The organism is Chitinophaga sp. 9-1-y (assembly GCF_059511905.2).
Genome location: NZ_CM197955.1, coordinates 3734350 through 3758784, shown reverse-complemented (window position 1 = coordinate 3758784; position 24435 = coordinate 3734350). Strand labels below are relative to the sequence as shown.

At 47.0% G+C, this 24435-nt stretch carries 16 protein-coding genes; 8 read left to right on the top strand and 8 right to left on the bottom strand.

What is annotated here, in order from left to right:
* Positions 1-19: 19 nt before the first annotated feature.
* The 5 genes from AC5ZC7_RS14915 (at position 20) to AC5ZC7_RS14895 (ending at position 7818) form a co-directional block, all read left to right on the top strand.
* Complete coding sequence (locus AC5ZC7_RS14915) at positions 20-1525, top strand: RagB/SusD family nutrient uptake outer membrane protein (protein ID WP_496162314.1); 1506 nt, start codon at positions 20-22, stop codon at positions 1523-1525.
* Between the two features lie 27 nt (positions 1526-1552).
* On the top strand, positions 1553-2428 hold the full coding sequence (locus AC5ZC7_RS14910) for a hypothetical protein (RefSeq protein ID WP_496162315.1): 876 nt from the start codon (positions 1553-1555) through the stop codon (positions 2426-2428).
* 234 nt (positions 2429-2662) lie between these two features.
* Positions 2663-4078, top strand: coding sequence for a redoxin family protein (locus AC5ZC7_RS14905; RefSeq protein ID WP_496162316.1), 1416 nt, complete (start codon positions 2663-2665; stop codon positions 4076-4078).
* 38 nt (positions 4079-4116) lie between these two features.
* The gene (locus AC5ZC7_RS14900; RefSeq protein ID WP_496162317.1) at positions 4117-6675 is read left to right on the top strand and encodes a M1 family aminopeptidase; all 2559 of its coding nucleotides are present in this window, start codon (positions 4117-4119) and stop codon (positions 6673-6675) included.
* 33 nt (positions 6676-6708) lie between these two features.
* The gene (locus AC5ZC7_RS14895; RefSeq protein WP_496162318.1) at positions 6709-7818 is read left to right on the top strand and encodes a redoxin domain-containing protein; all 1110 of its coding nucleotides are present in this window, start codon (positions 6709-6711) and stop codon (positions 7816-7818) included.
* A gap of 97 nt (positions 7819-7915) precedes the next feature.
* Here the strand turns inward: AC5ZC7_RS14895 and AC5ZC7_RS14890 are convergent, their stop codons facing one another.
* Positions 7916-8374 carry an RDD family protein gene (locus AC5ZC7_RS14890; RefSeq protein WP_496162319.1) on the bottom strand — a complete coding sequence of 153 codons (459 nt, stop codon included), beginning with the start codon at positions 8372-8374 and terminating at the stop codon, positions 7916-7918.
* A 258-nt stretch (positions 8375-8632) separates the two neighbouring features.
* Here AC5ZC7_RS14890 and AC5ZC7_RS14885 point away from each other — a divergent pair, with 258 nt between their 5' ends.
* Complete coding sequence (locus AC5ZC7_RS14885; protein ID WP_496162320.1) at positions 8633-9472, top strand: universal stress protein; 840 nt, start codon at positions 8633-8635, stop codon at positions 9470-9472.
* Here the strand turns inward: AC5ZC7_RS14885 and AC5ZC7_RS14880 are convergent.
* A complete protein-coding gene (locus AC5ZC7_RS14880; protein WP_496162321.1) occupies positions 9465-10130 on the bottom strand; it encodes a hypothetical protein in 666 nt (221 codons plus the stop codon). The genes AC5ZC7_RS14885 and AC5ZC7_RS14880 overlap by 8 nt on opposite strands.
* Before the next feature lie 8 nt (positions 10131-10138).
* Positions 10139-11599, bottom strand: a complete 1461-nt coding sequence (locus AC5ZC7_RS14875) for a patatin-like phospholipase family protein (protein WP_496162322.1) — start codon at positions 11597-11599, stop codon at positions 10139-10141.
* A gap of 211 nt (positions 11600-11810) precedes the next feature.
* Here AC5ZC7_RS14875 and AC5ZC7_RS14870 point away from each other — a divergent pair, with 211 nt between their 5' ends.
* Positions 11811-12824: a DUF3500 domain-containing protein gene (locus AC5ZC7_RS14870; protein WP_496162323.1), complete on the top strand. Its 1014-nt coding sequence runs from the start codon at positions 11811-11813 to the stop codon at positions 12822-12824.
* Between the two features lie 343 nt (positions 12825-13167).
* Here the strand turns inward: AC5ZC7_RS14870 and AC5ZC7_RS14865 are convergent, their stop codons facing one another.
* The 5 genes from AC5ZC7_RS14865 to AC5ZC7_RS14845 form a co-directional block, all read right to left on the bottom strand.
* Positions 13168-14709 (bottom strand): sulfatase-like hydrolase/transferase, encoded by a 1542-nt coding sequence (locus AC5ZC7_RS14865; RefSeq protein ID WP_496162324.1) that lies wholly within the window; start codon positions 14707-14709, stop codon positions 13168-13170.
* A 36-nt stretch (positions 14710-14745) separates the two neighbouring features.
* Complete coding sequence (locus tag AC5ZC7_RS14860) at positions 14746-16401, bottom strand: RagB/SusD family nutrient uptake outer membrane protein (RefSeq protein ID WP_496162325.1); 1656 nt, start codon at positions 16399-16401, stop codon at positions 14746-14748.
* Positions 16402-16421: 20 nt separating this feature from the next.
* A complete protein-coding gene (locus AC5ZC7_RS14855) occupies positions 16422-19751 on the bottom strand; it encodes a SusC/RagA family TonB-linked outer membrane protein (protein ID WP_496162326.1) in 3330 nt (1109 codons plus the stop codon).
* Between the two features lie 185 nt (positions 19752-19936).
* Positions 19937-21082, bottom strand: coding sequence for a FecR domain-containing protein (locus AC5ZC7_RS14850; protein WP_496162327.1), 1146 nt, complete (start codon positions 21080-21082; stop codon positions 19937-19939).
* Between the two features lie 68 nt (positions 21083-21150).
* The gene (locus AC5ZC7_RS14845) at positions 21151-21729 is read right to left on the bottom strand and encodes a sigma-70 family RNA polymerase sigma factor (RefSeq protein WP_496162328.1); all 579 of its coding nucleotides are present in this window, start codon (positions 21727-21729) and stop codon (positions 21151-21153) included.
* 320 nt (positions 21730-22049) lie between these two features.
* Between AC5ZC7_RS14845 and AC5ZC7_RS14840 the strand changes: the two genes are divergently transcribed.
* Positions 22050-24365, top strand: coding sequence for a tail fiber domain-containing protein (locus AC5ZC7_RS14840; protein ID WP_496162329.1), 2316 nt, complete (start codon positions 22050-22052; stop codon positions 24363-24365).
* The last annotated feature ends 70 nt before the right edge of the window (positions 24366-24435 follow it).

Below are 24435 nucleotides of genomic sequence, written 5' to 3'. Positions count from 1 at the left end.
TATTATCAACTAAAAAGGTATGAAAAAAATAGTAGTCATTGCCTTATTGGCAGGTAGCATGGTCTCATGCAAGAAGTTTTTAGCTGAGCGTTCACAAACAGAAGTAATTCCGAAAACCACCAAAAATTTTGGAGAAATTTTATATAGTGATGGTTATCCCACAGTAGATGTACAGTTGCAGCCATATCTCACGCTAATGGATGATGATCTGGAGTGCTACAATGGAGATTTGATGGCCGATAATCAGAAAGATGTGACGATGAATGCCGGCGCCTTTCAGTGGCAGGCCAATTTCATTGATGTCTGCAGGTCGGGTGGGGCCAGTGTTGACCGCTTTAATTCCTGGCGTACCTACTATAAACTTATTTTAGGTACCAACGTAGCGCTGCAGTATTTGGATAACTCCGATGGTACCGCCTCAGATAAAACCATGTATAAAGGAGAAGCATATGCATTACGGGCATTTTACCATTTTATGCTGGTAAATCTATATGCAAAGCCTTACAATGATTCTACGACTACACCAGACAAACTTCCTGGTATACCATTGAAGTTAAATGCAAACCTGTCGGAAGATTTTCCTGCCAGGAATACGGTGAAAGAGGTATATGCACAGGTTACAAAGGATCTGGACACTGCTATGAATTTGTTGGAACAGGTGGGAGCAGATCAGCGATTATATCGCATGTCAGCAACAGCGGCCCACCTGTTGGCAAGCAGGGTATACCTGTACATGGAACAATGGGATAAAGTAATTGAACACACAGACTACGTACTGAGCCATCACCCGCAATTAATGAACCTGAATTCCTGGCCTAATGACGGCATAGATATAGATTTTACAAAGTATCCGTTGATCGGCGTGAACAATGTGGAAACGATCTGGTATTATGGTTCGGTAGACGAGCCCCAGGTGGCAGGCACCGGCACGGCATATTGTATTTCCCATGATCTGGCCAATACCTTTGAAACAAATGATCTTAGACCAAATATATGTTTCCCACCGGTCCCCGATTTCCTGAAACCTTATGTAAATGGGGATTATTTTTTTACTAAAATAATTGCGGGTGCGCAGGTAATGGGCTCAGACATGGGTACCTCCTGGCGCAGCGCAGAAGCGTACCTGAACCGTGCGGAAGCATACATTCAGAAATATAAGACCAAGGGAGATGCGGGAGCTGCAGCAGAAGCATTGAAGAATTTGAATACCCTTCGTGCAGCCCGGTTTAAGACAGGCACTTATACCAACTGGACGCTGGAAACACCGGATAAACTACTGACTATGTGCCGTGCCGAGCGCAGAAGGGAATTATTCCGCGAAGGTGGCCATCGTTGGTTTGATCTGAGAAGATATGGTATGCCGTCTATCCGGCATATCTACCAACCTGCGCTCAATACCAGCGCGATATACGTATTGCAAAAGAGAGATCCGCAATATGTATTGCCCATTCCTAACGAAGTGTTGCAACGGAATTTCTCCCTGCAGCAAAATCAGCAAATAAGTGGTGTTCGTCCATCTCTCTAAAAAATCTTGATTCATAAAATGTATTTTATGTCTACTACCTTTCTGCGTAATATCATGATCACAGGTTTGATATCGTTATCATGTATTTTCGCTTCCTGCCGCAAAGAAGCGGCTATCACACCAGAGAAAATACCTGATTTCTATGTTTTGCCACAGGGAAATCAGCCATATGATGATACCATAGTAGCCCTGCATCAAAAATATGGGACTTATATTTTGTATAAGTTTTCGACCTATGACCTTACCTACAACTATACGAATTACCTGACGGTAACAGCGAGTCTTGCCAATCCTGCCTGGATTAAAAATACCCTTGCCTACTTTCGGTCGGAGTGCATGGATTTTTATCCTGAAAGTTTCCTGCAGAAAACGATGCCGTTTAAAATTTTGCTGGCGTCTTATTTTGATACTGCTTATGTCAGGACAGGAGGGACGGAGGTAATCCCACAAGGACGCTCCCTGACCGGGTTTTGTGCAACCCGTGGAACATTGACAATTGGGTGGGCAGATAGTACACTCGAACAGCAATTGCCAACCCGTAGAAAGGAACTGAGAGGTTTTATGCATCGTTCTTATATGGCACAATCTATTGCAAGCGGCGGGATAACGATTCCACAAACGTTTCAGAAACTGGCTCCTGAAAATTATCAGGCAGTAAATGGAGGAGCTTACGGGTTGATAGAAATCCGGCCATCTTTAGGGAACTTTATCGCAGATGTCGCCTGGGATTTTACCTGCTATGTAGATGCTATCACTTCGCATACCAAAGCAGAACTGGATGCTACCATATTAAGCCCCAGTTACGATGTAGCTGGATTGGTACAACAGAAATACACTGCTGTAATCAATTTTTATAAAGACAAATATGGCGTAGATCTTCAGGCTATTGGGAATCATCCTTAACTATTAGTCAATACAAGGCACCGGATAATAGTGTGGCCTTTATCGACGATAAAAAATAATAATCATATAAGCCCCTTTCCAGCCTTATTGCAGGGAAGGGGCTTGTTTTGTCAGCAAAAATGCCTGCCTGTTATACCGGACGATATATTCACAATAGAAAAATCACAAAAAAATAATACGCTTCTTCACCCTTTCTGCAATTTTAGTTGCCTTTAATTAAACCACATCTAAATCATGAAATCATTCCAGATATTAGCCGCCATGTTGCTGAGCAGCACGGCTTCTTTCGCCGGCAATCCGGTGACTACCACTTCATTGAATGTGAAGGTGGGTGTTGCCACAGGATACAATGGAATCCTTAATATTGAACAGTTAGAGAATCCCCGGTTTGCAACATATAAATCTGAAATCGTTTTCCTTAAGACGGATAAGCCGATAGCCACTTTTTCGCGATCATTGAATGCCGGCACACAAATTCTCCAGCTGAATAATTGCCCTGTGCTCGTCAATGCCGGAGACCAGGTACAGATGGTACTATCTCCTAAGCTGAAGGATGGAAAAGTTTTCGCGTTCAAATTCTCTCCTTCCTTTACGGGGAAAGATGCTGCCCGCCAGGCATTACCATACCAGATAGACAGTTTGTATACCGCTGATGAGTCCATTAGCACAGTGGAAGGAATGGATGCATTCATCAAAAACAGCGCACAACAGGTACAGGGATTGATCACCCGTGCTAAAATCACGAATAAGGAAAACCTGGCGCTGCTGAAGGCCTACGAACAAACGAAATCAATGCGACTGAAATATGCATTTCAGGATAGCCATAAAACATTGTTGCCATCAAAGGCTTATGGCGACTGGTGCCTGAATGGTTTTGATATGACATCGGCCGCGTTTTCAGGGTTAGCCAACGACGGCTATATGCAGGAAACCCTGAATCTCTGGTGGCAATTGAGAAAAATGCAGGACAGTGCCTTAAAAGAAGATTTTAAGTTGGTAGAGGTGATGACACAGTCGAAAAGTGAACTGATCAAAGGAGCACTGGCTACCAAGGAAATCAAGATAGAATCGGTACGACATAACTGGTCGCCACGGCTCAAACAAATATTCTCTATTGTTTCCGGTAACCTGGCTAAGGAGAATCCTGCCAAACATGTAGTGGATTCCATGCATGAATGGTACAGCCGGTTGGAACCGGGAACACCCGCCTTTAATTTTGCGCTGAAAAATGACCTGGGAGATATTGTACGCCTGTCTGATTTTAAAGGTAAAGTAGTCATTATTGATTGCTGGGCCACCTGGTGCACCTCTTGCGTAGCAGGCCTGCCATCCTATAACCGCATCCGGGAGTCTTATAAAGATAAAAAGGATATCGTATTCCTGACCATTGGATGGGAAGGCGAAGGCGCCGAGGAAGCCTGGAAAGAATTCTCTAAAAAGAAAGAAATAAACGGTGCTACCAATTTGATCCTGTCGCTCGACAGGGCAGATGAGCAATGTAAACAAATGGTAGCACGCTTCTGCATGACAGGCGTACCTCGCTGGATTGCTATCAACGAAGACGGTAAGTTGCTGGATGGCGACATGGGACACCCTGGTGATCCGCAGCTGGAGCAAAAGATTGCCAACTTCTACAAAATGAAAAACTAACACTGTTAACTGCACTTAAAATATCAAACAGCTTGCGCTTGAAATTCTCAATAGGTCTGATAGTAGCTGGTCTTTGCTGTTATAACGCTTTCGCACAAACGAAAAAAGAGACCGTTACCACCGACGAAGCATTTGCGCCATTGGTGCTTCCTCCCGGCAATAGCCACCGCACTGCGGATGGTAAGCCGGGAGCCGGCTACTGGCAAAATAGCACGGACTATAAAGTGCAGGTATCTTTTGATACCCTCACCAGTAATATGCAGGGGACGGCACAAATGATCTATACGAATAACAGCCCGGTAACACTAAATTATGTATGGCTGGCTGTAACACAGAACCGCTTCCGGAAAGACTCCCGTACGGCAGTATTAACACCACCGCAGGGCACTCGTTTCGGTGTACAGGAATATACAGACGGTTGCCGTATCCATCAGCTACAGGTAGCCATGGGGACAGGAGTGCTAAAAAACGCTGCCTATGATGTAACTGATACCTATGTGAAAGTAACCCTGCCGGCACCGCTGAAACCAGGGGAGAAGGTAAAGATGGCAGTAGATTACGATTTTACATTACCCTATAGCGGCTCCGACTACATGGGTATCCTCACCGCAAAGTATGGGAAAGTATACCAGGTTGCCGGCCTGTTTCCCAGGGTAGCAGTATATGACGATGTACAGGGCTGGAACGTGTTTACTGCCGGCTACTATGTAGAGGCAGGATCGCTGGATGTAAGTATTACCGTACCTGCCGGCTTAATTGTACAGGGCAGCGGTGTACTGACCAACCCGGAAGCAGTATTACCAGCTACCACGCTGAAACGATACCAGCAAGCCATGAAAAGTGATACCGTGGTGCGTATCATCACGGCACAGGAAGCTATCCAGGGGTTGGCGGCATCTGCAGGACAGAAAACCTGGCGCTTTCAGCTGGACAAGGCCGATGACGGCATGTGGGCTATATCTCCTGCATTGGTGTGGGATGGTGTGAAAGCCAGTCTCCCCAATGGCAAACAAGTGCTGACGATGGCAGTATACCCGCCGGATAGTAATCAGGAGTGGGATACCATTGTTAAGCAGATGAAGAGCATGGTGGAAACCTATTCCGGTTTATGGACGCCTTATCCTTATCCTGCCTGGGTAAATATTGGTGGATCTATTACCGGGGTGGCATCTGCTGCTGTGTCAACCATTCAGTATCAAAACGTTTCTTTCGGCAATACCATCTGGACTAAAACCAATCATGAACTGGGGCATACCTGGTTCAATATACAGGTGGCGGCCGATAGTAAACATGGCTGGATGTGCGAAGGACTGAACACCTTTATTAACCTCGTTAACTGCGATACCCTGAATGGCCCTGGCGCTTTTCAAATGGAAAGCGCAATAGAGTGGTTATCGTCTAAAAAAAGTATACAACCTTTAAATACACCAGCTGCTTCCGTATCACCAACCGATATGGCCATGGTGATGTATGTAAAACCAGCTGTAGCCCTGATGGTGCTGCGCAACGATGTAATTGGTCCGAAACGTTTTGACGCCGCATTCCGCACATTTATGAGCGACTGGTCTTTCAAACATCCTACTCCAAACGATTTTTTCCGTGCCATCGAAAATGGCACCGGAGAAGATCTGAGCTGGTTCTGGCGTAGCTGGTTTTTAAATGACTGGAAACTGGATCAGGCTATTAAAGGACTGGGCTATGTGAACGGAGATCCTGCAAAAGGCGTGGATATCACCGTAGAGAATAAAGGAGATATGATTATGCCCGTAAATGTGGAGATCAGGGAGTTTAACGGCCACGTACGTACGTTACATTTTCCGGCCCAGATCTGGCAGCTGGGGAAAACGCATACTTTCCACTATGAGTCTACCAGCCCGGTTATAGCCGTGATATTAGATCCCCGGAAAGCAATACCGGATACAGATCGCAGCAATAATGAGTGGAGAGGTACGGGGGTAAAATTCCCGGTGATGAAAGGAATGGATGCCGCTATGATTGTGCGCCGCTATCTGAAACTGATAGGGGGTGAGGCACGGTTGAAGCAATTGTCCGCCGCCACATTGGTGTACGCTACTCCCGAAGACAACCGCATTGGATTTAATAAGCAAACAACCGCAGATGGACAGGAGCGTATTAATACTACGCTCAACAACATTCATATGATGCTCCGAAATGCCTTCATCACGGATACCAGCGCGGCTTCGCTGCATCTTGGAGAACCGATGACATTAAATACGGCACAAAAAGAAGAATTACGTTTAGCCACTACCGTAGTACCAGAGCTGCTTTTCACTAAGAAAGGTTACCAACTGGTACTCCGCGACTCCACAGTGTACATGAACGGAATGCACGCCTATGTGGTAAATGTGACCACTCCGGCGGGTGCAAGCTGGAACTACTATTACGATGCAACGGGAGGCTATAAGATAGCGGAAGAATGCGCAGGTAATCCTAAAGACAGCCCTTTTTTCACACAACTGCAATTTGCCGGTTACCAGGAGCAGCAGGGAATTACATTACCTCATCAGTTATATAGCAGGTTTTACCAGGAAGGAGAGGAATCCCTGGAACTAAAGAACAGTGAACTAAAATTTTAATTACATCATAAATCATCTAAAAAAACAAGCGATATGAAAAAAATCCTGTTAGGACTTGGTCTCTTTGCAGCTTTCAGCGCCAATGCCCAGAAACGTCTGGACCTGAATGTAAAAATTGCAGGTTTGCCAAACGGCGACACGGTGCTGTTATGGGGCCCGTTAACAAAGAGCCTGGATACTTCATTTGTAAAAAATGGTGCAATTCATTTCAACATTGATATGTCTAACGGTGGCTCTACTTATATCATGCAGGTGGGCCTGGATGGCAACGAGAAACACGGAACCGTATTATACCTGGAAGAAGGTAAAATGAATATTACGGGTAAAGGCCCTTACTTCGAAGGCGCACAGATGACAGGTAGCCCGTTTGTGGCTGACTGGGTAGACATCTCCCAGAATTTTCTTTACAACAAAGACAATAAGGAATCTGCTGCATTACAGCAAAAATTAGACGCTGCCACCGCTATTGGTGATGCAGATGCTGCGCGTGATGCTCAGGCTGCATTAAATGAAATCAATAAGAAAGATGTAGCAGCTGCCCTGAAATGGGTGAACAGCCATCCTAACGCCGGTGCCGGTTCTTTCCTGATCAATGCCATCCTGATGACTGCTATGGACAGATCCCAGGTGATGGATGTGATCAATAAAACAGGTGTAAATGTACAAAATACTGCTACCATCAAGAAAATGGTAAAAGATATGACCGGTATGGAATCCCGTGCCAAAATGCTGAATAATGCTGCACCTGATTTCAGTGCACCGGATACTAACGGTAAAACGGTTAAGCTGTCTGACTTAAAAGGTAAATATGTATTGCTCGATTTCTGGGCCAGCTGGTGCAAACCTTGCAGAGAACTGACTCCTCAGTTAGCAGCTACCTACGAGAAATATAAAAACAAAGGATTTACCATTCTCTCTGTTTCCCTGGATGAAAAGAAAGACAAATGGTTACAGGCGATTGCAGAAGATAAAATGACCTGGATGCAGGTGTCTGACCTGAAAGGCGGAGAGAGCCCAATTGCAGAACTTTATGGTGTAAAAGCTATTCCGGCTGCTATGCTGATAGACCCTACCGGCAAAGTGATTTCACTGGCGATTGGTGGTACTGCACTGGATGAAAAATTAGCAGAATTATTAAAATAAGAACCAACCTTCCATATCCTGATGAAAAAAAAGAGGCTGTCTCCTATGCTTGCAAAAGCGGGGGAGACAGCCTCTCTCTATTTTGTGTGAGCCGTATTTACAATGGCAACACAGACTTCTTAATGTCAATTACATGGGTATGCGTCCAGCGGTCGTGCCAGGGATTGCAGTAATGACCAAGGCCGCTGAATCCATTAAACGGCACCGCGCGGATCAGACCTCTCAGAAAAGCTTTACCTGCATTAACGGTCACCCCGTCTTCCGTCACCGCTTTGGTACCGGTAATCAGCTTGCCCAATGACCGCCCCTGGAAAATAACCTCTATGAGGCCCATGTATATCCCATACATGATCAGGGAAACAATGCCATTATCGACATAAACAAGAATGGACCTGGCAAATTCCGGAAGTACCGTTGCCAACGCATAGAAGAAACAGAATATAAAAGCATAAAAAGTGAGCACATCTATCACGTAATTAGCGAGACGTTGCCCGGGACTGGCATGATGAAGGTTTACTTCATCTGCAAAAATGGATGTTTCGATAGTTTCTTCCATAGTACAAGAATTTTAGGAATGATGCGAATATAGCCGTTTTTTAGAGGGGTAGTTGCAGCAATGGCGGGATTTTTGAGGATACTTATCATGTTGCAGGGTGGCTATGGGGGCTGTTTTAATTATTATCTGCCTGTTTCAACGGCATCCATAAAAAAGTGGGAGCCAGGAAAAAATAGCTTAAATTCAAAGTAACGTTGCGCAGCATTCTGTTGCTGTTATGCCCGCGCAGCCAGTGTACGGACTTCTAAAACAATCGTTATGAAAACATTACTCGTACCAGTTGATTTTAGCGCTACTTCAGACAATACCATCCGCTTTGCCGCGGCATGGTGTACACAATATGAATATAAACGTGTTATTCTCCTGAAAACGTTCTACCAGAACGTGTTTAGCGATATTGTGGTGGCCGCGGAATATGGTGTCGTTAACCAGGACTTTATGCAACACCATCGCCAGGAGGCAACTGCGCGCCTGGAAGCGATGTCGGAAAAGATTAAAGCAACAGGAGCAGATATCTCGGTAGCCATCTCCTTTAGTGAACTCCCTATATTAAGGGCAGTGATGGAAATGATCCGGGAAGAAGCCCCGGAAATGGTGATGCTGGGCAGCGATCATGGCGATACCGACAGCCTCATTGCCCGCAACGTAATTCCCATTGCCAAAGCCAGCCCGGTCAGGGTCATGGTGGTGCCGGCCGGATTCTCCTATGAACCGGTTAAAAATGCCCTCGTACCGGTTAACTTTAAAACCGTTCACGAGTTAGATAAATTCAATAAATTAAAGGCGTCTCCTACGTGGGCGGCTACACGCTTGATGGTGCTCAACGTGGACCCGGAAGAACACTACGCACATCCCGACGACCAGTTCCGGCAGGATGAAAATCACCTGCACGAATACCTGAAAAACTTCCAGCATGACATCTTTTACCGGAACGACCGCGATATTCTCCAAAGTATTATTCAATTTACTGCCGACAACGAAGTTCAGGTGATTATTGCGTTACCGGGTAAGCGCAGCTTCCTCTATGCCCTCACCCATAAAAGCATTTCTGAAGCTATTTGCCGGTCCGCCAACATCCCTGTCATCATTCTTAAATAGCGGAAGGAAATACCGGTTGCCGGGGTATTAGCTGTAGGCCGATAAACACCCCCAGCTCTGCGGTCAGTATCAGTAAATAATGCAGGGAGTGGGCTTCAAAGTCGCCGGTTACCCAGAAGAACAGCAGGGCAGATAAACCGCACACCGCGGCGATCGATGATACCCCCCATTTTGTTATTTCCAGCCATTGATAGGCTTTATGTACCGTTTTCGTAGACGCGGTTACGTTAGGACGTATTTTGCGAAGCAGGTAAATGTTTTCTACGATGTCGCACAGCCAGGGTAAGAACTGTAGCCATGCCAGCCATCCAAACAGCATGATGCCGGCAGGGTTCATCTTCTCCGCCACTTTAAAGCAGATGAGGAATATACTGCCATACACAGCAGGCATAAATAGGAAATCGGTCCATAATTGCCCGCGTAAAGCCGACAGCGTTTTGGTTTGCTGCTCTAACGGCAGCGCATATATGCCTTTTAGAAGATTCGGTATTTCATTGGGAGAGCCGGGGAATTCCAGGTCCAGGATACTAAAGCGACGCACCACCACATCCATGGTAAAAAACTGCCGGCTTTGCTGCATCATCATAAAGGTGGTAAGCAGTAACACCCCCATAGATATACATAACCAGCACCAGGCGTTATCAGAAATTGTTTCCATGTCATTGATTATTTGGTGAGTTGTTTTTGTAATGCTGCCCGGTTATCTTTATAAGTACTCCAGTCAAATTTTTCCAGGAATTCGCAGGCAGCCTGTGCCCCCAGGGCAAACATGTCTATCTTATCCTGGTCAGGCAAAAAGAAGTTCAGCCAGTTGTATTTGTCGTCCGATAAATCCACCTTACCCACGCCTTTTTGATACACTTCGTTTTTCAACAGGAAGTCTTTGTCGTAATAGTTGCGGATGGTATTGAACATACGTCCCAGGTAACCGGTCAGCGACCAGTTGAACGCATTTTCCCCTTTATCACCGGGCTTACTGTCGTCCAGGTCGATGCCAAAAGAAGGCAGACGTGGTACGGGGATATTGGCATTATAGAATATGCTGATCGGGAAATTGGAAAGAATACCGCCGTCCACAAACCGGGCATTGGCCGGAGGGGTGCTGTTATGGAAGAAGTTTTGCCAGGCGGCAATAATACGGTCATCACTATACGGAATATCGTTGATCATGTAAGATTCAAAAAATACCGGGATAGACATGGATGCCCGTATAAATCCTGCCGGAGGCATGGTATCCGGATCCGTGCGGAAAAGGGAGCACATGGCCGGAAACTGTATCTTGTTTTGCGTTACCAGCTCCGAAGTGATGAAGGTGACATCGCCTTTTAAATCAGCCACGCCGCTGTCGTTGTGCACACGCAATGCCAGCGGCGGACAGGTACCTGCTTTTTTATTCAGGTCGCTTACTGTAGCTACACCGTTCTTTAGCAGGAGATCCTTGATCCAGTTGTAAAACACATCGCCTGGGTTAATACCGAAGCCGGAGTTTTTGAGCCGTTTGAATAAATTGATGGTATAGGAAGTGATCATCAGCAGCAACAACGACCAGAAGCCGGAGAGGATAAAACAGGCGCCTGTCCAGGCGGAGAGGACCGGAAATTTGCTGCGTAGCCCTACCAGCACCACATCTCCTATGACCAGTAATCCAAAAAATGCCAGCCCAAATAGTAACCAGTTCCTGGCTTTGCCAAGGAAGTCTTTTTTAGTGATGAATTTCCGGATCAGCCAACGGGCAGCGGGATGTCCGTCTACCAGTGAAAAGAAGTCCAGGTCGCAGATCGCTTGTAGTACTTCCGCAGATTTTTTGTCGTCTTTATTGTTGATGACGGTGATGAGGGCGGTATTGATAGCGCCGGCACTGGTACCTGCCAACCGCAAAAAACGAATGCCCATTTCTTCCAGGACGTAAGTATAGCCTACCAGTGCGATACCGAATACGCCACCTCCTTTTTGCACGAGATTAACATACTGATGTCCGGCAGCATCTACTACGTCTGACACAACGAATGGCCGGCCGCCATTGTTGGTATCAAAAGTCTTTTTTAGATTTTCCAGGTCGGCTTTAACCCGGCTGTCATTGATAAAGTCGGTAACCGCCAGCTTGGCTTTCGTGTTTCCAGGGGGCATAAGATAATATTCTAAGGGGTACACAACTAAGATAGACATTTTTTGGGAGAGCTGAAAGCAGAAAGCAGAAAGCAAAAAGCGATTGAGGCGATTCAACATGGCGGATATTTATACACTTTTATCAATTGCCAGCTTTATGCTTTCTGCTACTTGCAAATGACGGATTTAACGTTTATATTTAGGAATCCACGTTATTACAAATCACCAGCGTATGCACCGGTTCTTCCTGTCAGTCGCCCTTGGCCTGCTTTTCCAACTCCCCGTAGCGGGGCAGGATATGGTCAGCAAAGCCCGGCAATTTATCCGTTTACTGAGTAAATCCCAGCAGGCGCAAACCTGTTATCCTTTTGATACCGGAGAACGGTACCATTTCTCCTATATTCCTCGTGACGACCGCAAAGGTATTGCTGTAAACGACCTGGATGTTAACCAGCGTAAGGCCCTCTTTGCCCTGCTAAATACCACGTTGAGTGCGGAAACGGTGACAAAAGTGAACGACATTATGCAACTGGACCTGGTGCTGAAAGGACTGGAGCATCGCGCGGAGGACGATCACTACCGTGATCCGGGAAAATATTTTGTCACCATCTTTGGCGTACCAGCCGCCAATGCCGTTTGGGGCTGGCGTTTTGAAGGGCATCATATCGCGTTTAATTTTTCAGGAGATCGGAATGAACTGGTGGCCGGAACGCCTGGTTTCCTGGGCGCCAATCCGGCTATTGTGCTGGAAGGACCTCAAAAAGACAAACAAGTGCTCCGTGCAGAAACGGAGCAGGGGTATGCCCTGCTGCGGTCCCTGTCTCCCGAAGCACAACAAAAGGCAATCATTGCCACTAAAGCGCCGGCTGAAATCATTACGGGCGCTGCCCGTCAGGCCATGATCGATCATCCCGGCGGTATCCGCTATGCAGAATTAGCACCTGCGCAACAACAATTGCTTCTGGGACTCGTCAGCTTATATGTACATCGTTTCACCAAACTATTTGCAGCGCATATGCTGAAAGATATTCAGCAGGCGGGGCTGGACAGCCTGCGTTTTTCCTGGGCCGGAAGTACGGAACAAGGATTGGGACATCCCTGCTATTACAGGATTCAGGGGCCTACATTGATTATCGAATACGATAATACCCAGAACAACGCTAATCACGTACACACGGTGGTGCGTGATCTTAAAAATGATTTCGGCGGCGATCAGTTGCTGGAGCATTACAAGGCGGATCATTAGGGGAAGCCGAAAGCATAAAGCTATCTAAGCGGATTTTGTCTTTGTACAGGATTAGACTGATTAGACTGATTTTTTATTTTGATTTTCCGGATTAAGAAAAATGGGAGATGAGAGCAGGTCCGCTTTCATCTCCCATTTTTCTTAAAATATAATCAGTCTAATCCTGTACAAAGACAAAATTCGCTTAGCTCATCCGCTTAGACTGATTTTTTATTTTGATTTTCCGGATTAAGAAAAATGGGGGATGAGAGCAGGTCCGCTTTCATCTCCCATTTTTCTTAAAATATAATCAGTTTAATCAGTCTAATCCTGTACAAAGACAAAATTCGCTTAGCTCATCCGCTTAGATAGTTTTTTGCCTGGTGCTTTCTGCTTTCACCTTTTCCAGTTCAGCCGCCATGGCTTTCACTTTTTCCGGGTATTGTGCGGCCACATTTTTCTGCTCATGTACATCTTTGCTGAGCTGATAAAGTTGTGGTTCACCATCATTGCCCAGTTCAATATTTACGTCAGTAGCTACTTTCGCGCCTTTGGAAGGGGTGATGTATTTCCAGTCGCCGGAAATAAGCGATAAGGTACCGGCGTGTGTTACCAGGTAAGGGCGGCTATTGCGTGATTTACCGAGCAGTTGTTGCAGCATATCGAAGCTGTCGGGGGCTTCATCTGCCTGGAGTTTTTGCCCGGTAAGGTGTGCAAAGGAAGCAAACAGGTCCAGCTGGCTGATGAGCGTGTTGGCAGTTTGATTACCTTTTACTCCGGCAGGCCATTTCACAATAAATGGTACGCGGGCGCCTGCTTCGAAGGCGCTGTATTTACCACCCCGCAAAGGACCGGCAGGCAGGTGTGTACCTACCAGTTCCACGGCCTGATCCTGGTAGCCATCGTTTAACACGGGGCCGTTGTCGCTGGAGAAAATGATCATCGTGTTATTGGTGAGCCCCAGGCTGTCGAGTGCTTTCACGATGCGGCCTACGGTCCAGTCCAGCTGCAGGATAGCATCGCCGCGAAGGCCCATGCCGCTTTTGCCCCGGAACTGGCTGTTGGGGTAGCGGGGTACATGGATGTCGCCGCTGGCGAAGTACAGGAAAAACGGCTGTTGTTTGTTTTTGCTGATAAAGCCAATGGCTTTGTCTGTGATAGTGCCGGCGATGTCGGCATCTTTCCAGCGGGCGCTGTTACCACCACTCATCCAGCCAATGCGGCTGATGCTATCTACAATCGTTTGATTGTGTCCCTGGTGTGGATCAGGGTGCATGCGCAGCTTTTCCGGGTTTTCCAACCCGGTAGGATCGTTGCCTATTTTATGCTGATAGTTCACCGTGATCGGATCATTGGGATCCGCATTGACTACATGGTGATTTTCTACAAATACGCAGGGAACGCGATCGAGGGTCGCCGGCATAATGAAAGAGTAGGTGAAACCTACTTCCAGCGGGCCGGGCTGAATAGATTTGTTCCAGTCGATGCCTTCCTTGCCGCCTAATCCCAGGTGCCATTTACCAATTACCGCCGTCTGATAGCCGGCGTCTTTCAGCATGCCGGGCATGGTGCGGTGATCGGTGGGGATAATGAGAGAAGCATCTCCCGGCGCTATTCCTGTACCTTTTTGCCGCCAGGGATATTTGCCGGTGAGGATACCAAAACGGGAAGGGGTACACGTAGCGGAAGTAGCATAAGCGTTGGTGAAGCGTACGCCCTGTTTGGCCAGCCGGTCAATGTTAGGGGTTTGTATCCGCTTCATACCATAGCAGCTAACGTCGCCATATCCCAGGTCATCTGCATAAATGATAATGATGTTGGGCTTTTGCTGTGCGGCTGCTGACAAAGTCAGGAGCCCGCACAGTAATCCGCCGCCGATTTTTTTAATAAAAGAAGAATATATCATCAGTGAATGTTTACGTAATTTATGAAACGCCACAAGTTACTTCAGATTTGGATTGATATTCGTTTCTCTTTGTGGAATGGGCCATTTTTCATCGGTGCCTGCTCTGAAAGCTTTGCTGGTAACATACCAGCGGCTGTAAGGATCCACGGCGCCATTATTTTTACGCAGGTTCACTGCGCCCGGAAATGCGGCGCCATAAAAATCGCCTTTCAATACCGCGGCGGCGTTGCCCCAGCGAAGCAGATCCCAGTAGCGGATACCTTCCAGCGCCAGTTCATTCCTCCTTTCCCGGCGGAGCAGGGTGCGTAAAGTGGATATATCCGTTACCGTTATAGGCGGCATATTTACGCCCGAACGGGTTCTTATTTTATTAATGGTAGCATCCAGCAGCCCCTGGTCAATGGCGTCGCCGGCTTCCAGTTTAGCTTCGAGGTAGCTGAGCAGTACTTCTGCATACCGGATGATGGGGAGGTCGATACCGGAGTTTTGTAAGTCGCCGCCGGCGAAGCCTTCATAGCTGAACTTACCCATGCCAAAACCTGTGCGGGTAGCCTGTTTGGTGGTGGTGAGCTGATCGGGCGATTTGGTGCTGTCCGGATGCGTCACATAACGGAGCGACCTGAATGGCTGGTTGTTGTACAATACGGTGTACTTCAACCGGGGATCGCGATTGGCGCTAATATCTACCGGATTATAACGGGGATCAGTATACGAAAATGGCGTACCATCTTTAAATTCATACGATTCTACGAGGCTGCCGAGCGGGCAAAACAGGTGCCATCCGCCGGCAGCTGCCGGGTAGAAATGTTGCAGCATGGCGTTGGACGCCAGGTCTTGCAGGTACTGTGTCGCAAAAATGATTTCTTTGCTGCCTTCATTGGTACCATTAAAGAGACCCTGGAAATTAGGATCGATGCTGTTGTCGTTGAAATCGATGATTTTTTTATAGGTAGCTGCGGCATCGGCATATTTCTTTTCAGATAATTGCAGTCGTCCAAGAAAGGCCATCGCAGCTTGTTTGCTGGCACGACCTTTTTCAGATGCCGGGATATCTTTATACTGTGGCAGGTCGGTGATAGCAGCATTCAGTTCACTGCTCACGAAGTTCACCACCTGTGCTTTAGGCGTTTTGGTGACAGTATTGGCTTCCTGCTGGGAAAGGGTTTTGGTGACTAGAGGTACATCTTTCCAGTACTGCGACATATAAAAATAAGTGCACGCACGCAGGAAGCGGGCTTCTGCTGTCATGCGTTTTAGTTTGGCTTCACTGATGGGTGTTTTGCCTACATTTTCCAGGAAGTAATTACAGCGGCCGATACGGATATAGCTGGCGTTCCAGTAGTCGCCCAATATGACCAGGTCTGCGGTCATGGTGCCATTGCTCAAACGCGTGGTGGCGGCGTTATCACCGCGGCGGTCGTAGGCATTGTCGGAGGCCAGTTCTATAAATAATAAACCATTATAGGACCACCAGTCAGAAGCATTGAATTCCGCTGATTTCTGCATCTGTATATTGCCACGATATACGCCGGTGAGGGCCAGCATGGCATTCTGTTCGCTGGTCCAGAATACATCGTTGGAATAATTATTCAGGGGTGATTTATTCAGTTCTTTTTGGCAGGACATGCTACCCGCGCCACAAAGGCCTATCAGTAAAAAGTATTTATATAGCGGAGAAAATGGTGTCTTCATTTGTTCAGGTGTTGCAAGCATTAAAAATTAAGATTCAGTCCCACGGTATAATTCGCCAGGATAGGGTAGTAGGCACCACCGGTATTCACTTCCGGATCCCATCCGGTGCGGTAATGGCTCCAGGTATGGAGGTTTTCCGCACTGAGGCTTAACCGTACACCTTCTATACCGGCGCGGCGGAGCAGGTCTTTCGGCAGGCTATAGCCTACCTGTATGGTTTTTAACCGGAGATAAGAACCGTTCAGTACCCAATAGGAAGAGGGCAGCGTATTGGGAGTGCCCTGGTTGGAGATCAGCTCCAGTCGTGGATATTTGGCTTGTGGATTCGGATTTTCCGGGCTCCATCTTTCGTCCATCTGCCAGCGTTGTACGTTACCATTCTGATAGAAGGCCCATCCTGCATAATTATTCAGGTAGCCCTTTACGCCGGCTACGCCCTGTAACAGGATATTCAGGTCAAAGCCACGATAGCTGCCACCTAAGGTAATACCGTAAGTATATTTAGGAATAGTAGAGCCTAAAACTTTGCGGTCGTAGTCGGCGGTTACTTTACCATCTGGTTTGCCATCCGGACCACTGATATCTTTGTAACGGATATCGCCGGGTTTAGGATTAGGGTTGATGGAAGACATGTTGTTATTGGCTTTCCAGGCGGCAACATCGGCGTCATCTTTAAACAAGCCATCGGCTTCATAACCATAGTAAACATTCATGGGGTAGCCTACAAACAAACTACCGCCGTTACCGGTAAGCCCATTGGCCTGGTGAATATTTCCCACGCCCAGGTCCAGTACTTTATTTTGAATGATGCTGAAGTTGGCCCCTGCATTATAACTGAATTGACCAATCTTATTGCGGTGAGTAGCGGTAAATTCCCATCCGGTATTTTTTAGCCGGCCTGAATTCTGCGAGCCCACCTGTGCGCCCAGTACCTGCGAAAGGCTGGCAGATGGACTTACCAGGATGTCATAGGTGTACCGGTCGAAATAAGAAATGCTGATAGCCAGTTTTTGTTGGAAGAAAGCAGCTTCCAGCCCCAGGTCTTTGGTGCGGGTAGATTCCCAGTGGATAGTAGAATCATTGATGGTGGTTCTTACAGCACCTGGTGATACTACGTTGCCAATAGGGTAATTAAACCCGGTCATCAGGATGTTCTGATAAGGATAGTTGGTGCCCAGGTTTTGATTTCCGAGTGTACCATAAGAGGCTTTCAGTTTTAATTCACTGAGCCAGTGAAAACGGTCTTTGATAAAGTTTTCTTCTGAAATGCGCCAGCCTGCTGCCATAGATGGGAAGAAAGCATATTTGTCATTTTGGGGAAAACGGGAAGAACCATCGTAGCGCATATTAGCTTCAAACAGGTATTTGCGGCCATAATTATATTGTAATCTGCCGAAGAAAGATTTGAGTGCGTATTCGGTAGCAGAGCTATTATTGGTTTGTGTACCAGGGTCACCCAGGCCCAGTACAGTCAGGTCATTGCTGGGCAGATTGCTGCGTGCGGCGCTAAGGTCTTCGTAATGCGATGCTTCGAAAGAATAGCCGCCTAATACCGCCACTTCATGCCTGGCAATTTGCTTATGATAGTCAGCCAGGGCCTGTATGGTTTTGTAGTTAGAAAAATTAGATCCCTGCGCAAGCGAGGAAGGGCCCAGGAAAATATTGTCATTAATGCGTTGCGTAGCCAGGAATGTTTTATCCTGTGCCTGTGATTGGGTATAGCCGCCAATCACAGATAACTTCAGGTCGGAGATCACGAACCAGTCGAGCCGGAGGTTACCATTTAAATCTGTGTTCCTGATATTATAGAAAGCACCGCTGTTGAGCCATGCTACCGGGTTCCCTTTGTTTACATTTCCTACGCCCCAGTCGCCGTTGCTCATCTGAATAGCGTAATTCGGTGTATACCTGATGACGTTAGAGATGATATCCTGCATACCGGTGGCATCCAATGTGGCGGGTGTGTTAGGTTCCTGCCGGTTGGATTGCATTACAGAGAAGCGGGTATTGAGTTTAAGGCGGTCATTGATTTTAGTTTCCAGGTTCAGGCGGGCATTGTATCGTTTGTAGTTATTGCCTTTTACCACACCGTCCTGGTCCAGGTAGCCGGCAGAGATAAGGTACTGCGTTTTATTGTTACCGTTAGACAGGGAGAGGTTATGGCCTGTTTGCAGGAAGTTCTTTTTAAAGGAAGCATCCAGGTAATTGGCGTTGGGATAATTATCCGGGTCGCTGCCGTCTTTAAATTTTTGAATTTGGTCGGCGGTATAGGAGCCAGGCTGGGCCTCGTTCATCAGGGTGGCGTATTCCCATGAATTGACGAATTTAGGCGTAGACGTAATTTTTTGCTGGCCTATGTAGCTGTTTAAACTGATGCGTAGTTTCTGCGAGTTCCCGTTTTTGGTGGTGATGAGAATAACGCCATTGGCGGCTCTGGCGCCGTAGATAGCGGCAGAAGAAGCATCTTTCAACACGGAAATGCTTTCGATATCATTGGGATCAATATCATTGAATGATCCGGTAGGGATACCATCTACCAGTACCAATGCATCTGCGTTGGCGCCAAAGGAACCCACACCACGGATTTGTATGTTGCTATTGTTGCTGCCACCAGGCTGTCCGGCTCTCTGTATCACGGTTACGCCTGGCATTTGCCCGGTGATGGCTTGCGACAGCTGGGTAACGGGGCGGTTATTAATATCTTTGCTATTGATCTGGGACACGGATCCGATCAGTTGTGATTTTTTCTGGGTACCATATCCTACCACCACTATTTCATCTCCCTTTATTTCCCGGCGTTTCATCACGATGGTGAGGGCTGGTTGCCCGTTTACCGGTACTTCTATGGTTTCGTAGCCCACGAAAGATACTTCCAGGGTAACGTTATTATCAGCGAGTGCAAGGATAAACAACCCTTCTGCATTGGTGGAAGTGCCTTTGCTGGTGCCTTTCACACGTACGTTGGCGCCGGGAAGGGGCGTGCCGTTTTCATCTTTCACCACGCCTTTCAATTCTGATAGCGGGACGACGGTGAGCGAAGTGTGGCCGGCAGCAGCAGGAGCTTCCCGGATCACTACTATCTTATCTATGATATCATAGGTGAGTCCTTTGGGCTTGAGGCACTGATCCAGCACCGTTCTGATATCGGCGTTGGTAAAATGTACCGCTACATTACCGGCAGACCTGACCAATTTTTCTTTGAAGAAAAACTGGTAGCCGCTTTGTGTTTCAATATCCCGCAATACTGATTTTAACGGCGTATTGGAGGTAGAGATAGAAATTTTCTGTGCATAGGTTTTGGCGCTGATCTGCAAACAAAACGCCAGTTGCAACACGATGACAAGCCTCATGGCCATTGCGATTTTGGTGATTCCCGGCCTTTTAAGGAAGGGGGGAGTGAACTTAGCTCCTAAAAGCATAAATTTGTTTGGTTTAGGTGAGATAATAAGTAGTTAAGCGACTAGTTTTGAACTTGCCTGAATCCGGCCGGTAGTGCGGGAACACTGCCGGCTTTTTCTTTTTGGCTGATATTGATTTATGGCATAACGGTAATTTGTTTTCCTGTTACCTGGAAATGGATTCCATTTAATTCCAGTATTTGTAAAACCTTCGACAGCGGCACGTTCCGGGATATTTTTCCGGAGAAGCCATCCTCGGTAATTTTTCCGGTAAAGCGTACTTCCACATCATACCACCGGGCAATTTGTTTCATCAATGTATAGATGTCGGTATCATTGAACCAGAAGTAGCCTTCTTTCCACGCCATTACCTGTGCCAGGTCTACCTGCTGGCGGAGGCCAATTTCCGGTTGTTCGTTGATTACGGCTTGTTGTCCGGGTTGGAGCAGCTGTTGCCGGCTGCCTTTATTTACGCGCACCGTGCCTTGCAGCAGGGTGGTGGTGATATCGGTTTCATCGTCGTAAGCGTGCACATTAAACCGGGTGCCGAGTACGGTGATAGTACCTTTGCGTGGCAGTTGCACCTGGAATGGATGTTGGGCATCGGCGGCTACTTCAAAGTATACTTCTCCCGTTACGGTTACCAATCTTTCCTTACTGGAAAAAGCAACCGGAAAACGTAAGGAGGAAGCGGAGTTCAGCCATACCCTGGTGCCATCGGAGAGTACCATGCTGTAATGGTTTCCTTTGCCGGTGCTGATGGTATTATAGGTAGTGGCGGCACCGGCATTGTGGCCGGAGTAAATCAATTGTCCGTTGACGAGTTGCACGGCGGCATTTCCCTGTTTGCTGATAACGCCGTTGGTGGCGGTATCCAGTCCTATTACGGAGGCATCACTGAGGGTGAGGGTGGCCCTTTCCCTGCCAGGGGCAATGTCGGCGATGGGTGTTTTTACTACGGGTGTCCCGGTTTTTTCCTGCATCAGCCAGGTGATACTAATGGCAAGTAGCAGTACGGCAGCCGCGGCAGCATAGGGCCACCAGCGTATGCGTTTTACGGGGGTGTGGTGGCTGGTTAAAATATTTTGTAAGATGCGGTCCGCCGCATCTGTGGTAATCACCGGTTCGCTCACGGATAGTTGCTGTCCTTGTGCTTGTATCAATTCCGCAATTTTTTCTGCGGGGGCTTGTTCGATCAGCGCCATGAGTGTGGCCGTTTCTTCCGGGGTGGCGGTCCGGTTATAATATCGTTCAAAAAGTTCCTGCAGCCGTTGCTGATCCATGGTAATAGTCTTGCTCCATACTCAGGACAAAATAGTGGATGAAAAAGGGGGAGGGGGAGAAAAAAAATTTACAATAATAAATGAATGGCGGTCATGGTAACGGCCAATTGTAATTTCACATGTTTGGAAATGGCCCTGGTAGCCGATTCGAGGTGCGTTTTGACTGTTTCCCGCCCAATATTCAGGTGCGCGGCAATTTGTTGGTAGGTCATGCGTTCATGACGATGCAGCAGGTAAATTTCCTTCTGACGGGGCGATAATTGATCGATAGCTTCATCAATCAGGGTGTAGAAGGTCTGCGTAGGATCTATACTGTTGGTTTCGGTGGCATTGTCTTTTACCCATTGTTCCCAATGCTTATATTCCCTGGCTTTGCGTTGAAGGGCATTGAGTGCATGGTTGCGGGAAATCACCAGCAGGTAGGACCAGAAATGTTGGATATCGTCCAGGGTTTCCCGGTTGTTCCAGATTTTCAGGAATATGTCCTGTACAATTTCTTCGGTGAGTGGCCGGGATTGCGTGACCCGGTAAATATGCGTAGCCAGTAAAGGGTGCCATTGCTCAAACAGTTGTTTAAAGGCACGTTCATCTCCGGAAGCGATCCTGGAGAGCAACATTTTCTCATCACGCGTAGCTGAATTTTCCACTGTCAAATATTAATAGTCCTTACTGCCGGTGGTGGGCCGGCTTTTATTGTACTTACATAAACCTGGTGGGGGTTTGCTGGTGTTGGTTGCTTGTTCACTTATATTCCATATCCTGGATATGGTACAAGCAAAGATGCAGAAAAAATAGTTTTCCCGCGCATTAATATTTTCTGGGGATATTATGTAATTTTGGTACGCAAAAAAACTCATGGGCCCTACCATTGGAGAAAAATACCCTTTCCTGTGAACTGTATTGAACATTGATACCCTTTGAGAAAGTATTACCTATGATGTCATTTTTATAACCTATGTCATACCTCATGAAGTATTTATCTTTCCTGCTGATGCTCATTAGTATCAGCTATGTTTCCCACGCACAGCAAGTATACCAGATTCGTGCAGATAGCGTTCGTATTTACAGCAATTGCGATACTGCGGAACTGATTATTGAAAACAGGACCAAAGCGGTACCGGGATTTTTGTTTAATAAAGGGAACGGACGTACGGAGTTCCGGAAAATCAATTTAAGAAAAGTAGGCAATCGCAGTATTGCTATTCCGGGCCAGGATACACTGGACCTGGGCGCCTTATCGGGTATTGGAGTGGATTCACTTTATCGTAATGGAGATAATATTACCTGGTTGAAGAATGGCAACTTTTATAATATTAATGCGCCACTTTCTGCTGAAACGTTGCAAAGTGTGACTGGTCGCGGATCCACCACGACTTATGATATTCAGTTTAATAAGGCGCCTGCAAATCCTTCCAATGGGCTTATGTGGGGATATAATACAGATTACTGGAAGATTTTTGTGGAATCGTTACAGGATACGCCGGCAGGCAATATGATTTTTGAATCGGCGGACAATGACAACGAAGGCTGGGTTTTCAGGAATAGGGGAAGCCTGAGTCTTGGAACGATGGATGTTTTGTCATTAGGGAGAGACCGTTTTTTGTATAAAGGAGATACAGTTTGGCACAGGGGGAATCACCCGGCAGGTGCGGCTGTAGCGCCGGTACTCACTGGTGCCAATGTATTGGCTGGCTTAACTACCAATGCCGCAGGTCATATTACCGGCGCTACCACCCGCATACTTACCCCAGCCAATATTGGCGCTGCACCGGATAATGGGTCCGCATGGTATATCCAGACGCAGCAGGCAGCTCCACAAACAGCTAATTTTTATGTGGCCGGTACCGGTGCTGTTACCAAACTAAAAACGTTTAATGTTAATGGCATGGGGCAATGGGAAATATATGGGGGTACAATGGACGCTAACGATATCAGGAACAGGCGATGGTCATTTACCCGCAACAATGCGGAAACAGGCGGATTGGAGGGTAGTGATCTGGTGATCAATCGTCATGATGCAAACGGCAACGTGATTGATAGTCCCCTGAGAATTACGCGCAGCAGGGGAATTGTTGAAATAACCAATGGATTCATTGCAGCCAGTTCTTCGAGGATTCGTGGTACAAATACAGGTAACCTGAACGCCTCCTACCTTGCCTTCATGGAAAAAAATGATACGGTAAGGGCAGGATATGTGGGAAAGGTATCTTCTGTAAATGGTGATGTAAGTTTGTTAAGTGATAAAGGAAATATCTCACTGGGAGCACTTGGTGGTGGACAGTTTACGCTGTCAAAAACATTTTTGCAACTATCAACGGGTTTGGTACTCCTTGCAGACACGGTATCCAATATCATCAATTTCAATCCCAATGGGGTCGCTGCACCGCGGTTAAATGCAGCAGGGGTAGGGTCGAAATTAATATTATATCCACGGACAACAGATACCAGTACTAACTTTGCCATTGGTATTGAATCGGGAGCTACATGGTTTTCGGTACCACAATCTACCCTGGATTACAGTTGGAAATTTTATGGAGGTACTACACTGGCCAGCCGGCTGACTGCTAAAGGTGGCCAGGAATGGGCCGGTCAGGGTAGATTTAAAGGTTGGTATACCGATGTTTCAGATCCAGCCACCGGCCCGGCAGCGGAAGTGGGGTATACGAATGGATGCGCTAATTTTATAGGATGTAATAGAAGCGCCAATGTTTATATTCCTTTAAGATTGATGGGCGGATCTACCCTCACTAATTTTAAAGTTTTTGATATAGATGGGATTGGATACAGATTTCAGCAGCTTCCCAGTGCCGCAATTTTAAGTACAGATGCGAATGGCTACCTGGTAAAAACCTACACACCCTCCATCCCCACGGTTGCCAATACCCTGGCCCAGCGCGATGCTTCCGGTAACCTGAACGCTACCGGCTTCCTGCAAAACTCGCTTGCCAGCCTGAAAAAAAATATCCAACCGTTTACCGAAGATGCTCTGGGCTTGCTGATGCAGGTACAGATCAAACAGTTTATTTATAAAGATGATAAACAGGAAAATGTACGTATAGGTATCATCGCCGATAACACCGACTGGCATTTTGCTACCAAAGGGCACGACCGGTTTGATACCAACAGCTCCCTGGCCGTCACCATGAAAGCGGTGCAGGAACTGAATCAACAGTTACAAAAAGAAAATGATGCCATGAAAGCAGAAAATAAAGCATTAGCTGCCAAACTGGAAGCGTTAGTAAAGAGAGTTACAGCCATAGAACAGGCAAGTACAAAAAAATAATAATAAGCATGGGGCCAATGACATCCTACCCGCGAAAGTGTGGGTAGAAGATGCTTCGCTTCGTTTCCCG

Bases quoted from the DNA above. Each gene is read 5' to 3' on its own strand.
- AC5ZC7_RS14855 (WP_496162326.1), bottom strand. From the start codon at position 19,751: ATGAGGCTTGTCATCGTGTTGCAACTGGCGTTTTGTTTGCAGATCAGC.
- AC5ZC7_RS14885 (WP_496162320.1), top strand. From the start codon at position 8,633: ATGAAAACATTACTCGTACCAGTTGATTTTAGCGCTACTTCAGACAAT.
- AC5ZC7_RS14850 (WP_496162327.1), bottom strand. From the start codon at position 21,082: ATGGATCAGCAACGGCTGCAGGAACTTTTTGAACGATATTATAACCGG.
- AC5ZC7_RS14875 (WP_496162322.1), bottom strand. From the start codon at position 11,599: ATGCCCCCTGGAAACACGAAAGCCAAGCTGGCGGTTACCGACTTTATC.
- AC5ZC7_RS14895 (WP_496162318.1), top strand. From the start codon at position 6,709: ATGAAAAAAATCCTGTTAGGACTTGGTCTCTTTGCAGCTTTCAGCGCC.
- AC5ZC7_RS14840 (WP_496162329.1), top strand. From the start codon at position 22,050: ATGAAGTATTTATCTTTCCTGCTGATGCTCATTAGTATCAGCTATGTT.
- AC5ZC7_RS14860 (WP_496162325.1), bottom strand. From the start codon at position 16,401: ATGAAGACACCATTTTCTCCGCTATATAAATACTTTTTACTGATAGGC.
- AC5ZC7_RS14915 (WP_496162314.1), top strand. From the start codon at position 20: ATGAAAAAAATAGTAGTCATTGCCTTATTGGCAGGTAGCATGGTCTCA.
- AC5ZC7_RS14865 (WP_496162324.1), bottom strand. From the start codon at position 14,709: ATGATATATTCTTCTTTTATTAAAAAAATCGGCGGCGGATTACTGTGC.
- AC5ZC7_RS14910 (WP_496162315.1), top strand. From the start codon at position 1,553: ATGTCTACTACCTTTCTGCGTAATATCATGATCACAGGTTTGATATCG.
- AC5ZC7_RS14890 (WP_496162319.1), bottom strand. From the start codon at position 8,374: ATGGAAGAAACTATCGAAACATCCATTTTTGCAGATGAAGTAAACCTT.
- AC5ZC7_RS14905 (WP_496162316.1), top strand. From the start codon at position 2,663: ATGAAATCATTCCAGATATTAGCCGCCATGTTGCTGAGCAGCACGGCT.
- AC5ZC7_RS14870 (WP_496162323.1), top strand. From the start codon at position 11,811: ATGCACCGGTTCTTCCTGTCAGTCGCCCTTGGCCTGCTTTTCCAACTC.
- AC5ZC7_RS14880 (WP_496162321.1), bottom strand. From the start codon at position 10,130: ATGGAAACAATTTCTGATAACGCCTGGTGCTGGTTATGTATATCTATG.